3 protein-coding genes are annotated in these 2,954 nt (G+C 36.3%); all 3 read left to right on the top strand.

Annotation, left to right across the window (positions count from 1 at the left end):
* Positions 1 to 360 precede the first annotated feature (360 nt).
* Positions 361 to 666 (top strand): GNAT family N-acetyltransferase, encoded by a 306-nt coding sequence (locus tag AC58U0_RS37165; RefSeq protein WP_497383655.1) that lies wholly within the window; start codon positions 361 to 363, stop codon positions 664 to 666.
* 736 nt (positions 667 to 1,402) lie between these two features.
* Positions 1,403 to 1,834 (top strand): DUF6326 family protein, encoded by a 432-nt coding sequence (locus tag AC58U0_RS37160; RefSeq protein WP_171688075.1) that lies wholly within the window; start codon positions 1,403 to 1,405, stop codon positions 1,832 to 1,834.
* Positions 1,835 to 2,138: 304 nt separating this feature from the next.
* Positions 2,139 to 2,507, top strand: coding sequence for a hypothetical protein (locus AC58U0_RS37155; protein WP_497383654.1), 369 nt, complete (start codon positions 2,139 to 2,141; stop codon positions 2,505 to 2,507).
* Positions 2,508 to 2,954 lie beyond the last annotated feature (447 nt).

Genomic DNA, 2,954 nt, shown 5'->3' with positions numbered 1-2,954 from the left:
ACCTCCTGATGTGGGATTTTAAGGGCTGTAGACCCGTTGTATACTCCCATCGTACAGAGGCGCTCTTTTTTATTCAAATTCCAAATTATTCGTTCCACAGGAATTCTAACGAAAACTATAGTTTCATAAAAAACAATCCGAGCAGGTGTCGTAGCGAACCTGCTTTTCGTGTACCAATAAGGCAGGATAATTTAGAGAATTTATTGAATATTATGGAAAGTGGAAGTCGGATGAAAATATGGAGGCAAAAGATTTGAATCATACTGAGTTCCAATCTATATACCAAATATGAGCAAGAACTGATTAATTTCGACCATCAGTGGACTGACGAGTACCGACGTCCGTTTATAGTAAAGGTTGATGGAGAGATTGCAGGTTTTGTTTAAATTGAGTACAGCAGAGAAAACGAATTCAATTAGTGATTTTTTTATTATGAGGAAGTACCGTCGAAAAGGAGTTGGTAGTAAGGTTGTGTACTCACTCCTTGAGAGGTTCATTGGCACATGGGAAATAAGGCAAACAGCTGCAAACCAACCTGCGTATACGTTTTGGAGTCAGATAATCTCTAGGTATAAACAAAACAACGGTTATCAAGAGAGTTTTCTACAAAATGACAAATGGAATGGTCCTGTCTTTGTTTTTGTTTTTGAGTCAGGTACAGAGTGAACTAAGCTGATAGTAATATGGATAGCTTCGTATAATATTTCATGAAACTCCAATTCCATTTATTATTGCAGATGTAAATACTAGAAATGCAATAGCAAAACGTTTTTTTTAAACTTTTTTCAAGGATACACCAAGGAAAATACATTAAGCCGTAGTTCACTAGAAACTATTCCATTATATCAATAATTTAATCAATGATATTCCGTTTATTGACTTGGATTTCACAAGTCTTTGATGTAAATATGAAGCTTGCCTAACTAACGCTGTACGACAATAGTTTACTACTTACTTCAATAGGCTTAACGCTCGCTCAACTAACGGAAACGATAGTGGGGCTGCTACTTTAAGCAGCTCCTCTTTGCTTGCATTGAAGCAACGGGCAGGATGGTTTGAAAACACAAAAATAAAGGATAATTTCTTTTACATACAGAAATAAAAAAAACTCATGGTTTGACTGGTTTTAATTAGTTTTTCCGTCTATATAGTGTAAGGGATGTTGAGGTGAGTTATGGAAGATAAAGAGGTAGTTAAATCTGCGAACCAGGGCGATTTAGAAGGTGAGTGGAAAACCACCAATGGATGTGGATGGACTTGTTGATGAGCGGCAAAACCCATGAACCCTCAAAATGTTATATTTTAGAAAATTTTTAGAATTGCTTTCGAGGGTGTTTATACTTCTCCTTTAGACTAAGGTTGTAGGCAAGAGAAACCATATAACCTTAAAGGAGAGATTAATATGAATACACAAAATAAAGCACAAAATGCACTGGAAGACATCAAAGTCAGTTCGAAACTGAAGATTGCTACGCTGTGGGCGAGTTTTATGTTTCTCTATATTTATGTTGATTATTTCGCCTTATATATGCCGGGCAAAATAGAAGGTATTCTGGCAGGAAAAATATTTATATTTGACATCTCATATGTCTTTCTATTGATAGCACTGATTTCGGTAACAATTCCAGCTCTTATGATTTTCCTTTCTGTTGCCCTGCCGGCAAAAGTAAGTCGCTGGGCAAATATCATTATTGCCGCGGTGTATATTCCCTATACATTGTTTAATTTGACAGGAGAGGCTTGGGTGCACATGGTGTTTGGCGCTGTTGTAGAAGTCGCTCTTCTTTGTCTAATTATCTGGTATGCATGGAAATGGCCTTCTTCGTTACGGTAATTACGTTACTAATTATCTTTACTGCATGGAAGTGGCCTAGGCAGGATAGCTAGCAACGCGGGTTTCGGGCATTACTAAGAAGAATGATGATGACATAGTCGCAACTTTTGCATATCGGTATTCATGGCGTCGAGGGGTATGCTCACTTTTGTACGGAAAATCATACAAAATGGTTGATTAATTGCGATGACCGCCCACTTTTGTACGAAAATTCACACAAGTATCCGAAGTAAGATAAAATATGTTGCTGTTACATTTCTTGGGTCAGCGGTGGGACATCGTGTAATTTATATCAGTTAATTATTTGCACAATTTTAACTACTGGAAAACATTGGCGGTTGAAGGAGCTGCTAATAAAAAGGTCCCCAATTATAACGAATTAGATAAAAACAGGCATATAGAAATACCTATGATGATATTGAAGTTACCATATCCAAGTAACTCGTTGTTCAATGAATCTGCAAGTATTATTGTAGATCATGATAGAAAAAATTCAATGTCAAAAATCAATTTAATTTGCCCATATAATTCAAATAAAAAAAGAAAAATAAAACCAACAGAAATATCACATCATACAATGGCATTGGCAATGAATAATCCATCATATTCAAGTCTAACTGAAAGATACGTTAAGAATTTAGATATTTTCAGGACGGATCAGGGCCATGCGTAGCGAGTAAATTAATCTCGCGGCTTTTTTTTATTTGGAAAAAGCCGGAGAGAATCGGAACAAATTCTTGTCATTTATCGGAACAACTTTTTGTCATCCGACATTACTGAATGAAAAAAATTTTGTCGGGTGACAAGAACATATAAGCTTAAAAGTCGCGTAGTTGCGGCTTTTTTTATTTTAACGATATATGTTCTTGTCAAAAGCCAATGACAAGAACATATATCGTTTGCCGAATGATGACAAGAACTTGTATTGTTATACGAAACTGAAAACCTTTCTCAACAACTGATTAAATAAGATGAATTTAAAACATAAGCTGGAAAGGGGCAACGACTGAGCTAAACATTCCTGTTAGTCCTAAGAATTGGACTTTGAAAGAAAAGGAGCGCCTCGGTATGATGGGTTTGTCAAAGGTTTTAACCCAACACCATCAAGGAGGCGCTCTTA

Source organism: Paenibacillus sp. J31P190 (genome assembly GCF_059692075.1).
This window is presented reverse-complemented; position numbering and strand designations above follow the sequence as displayed.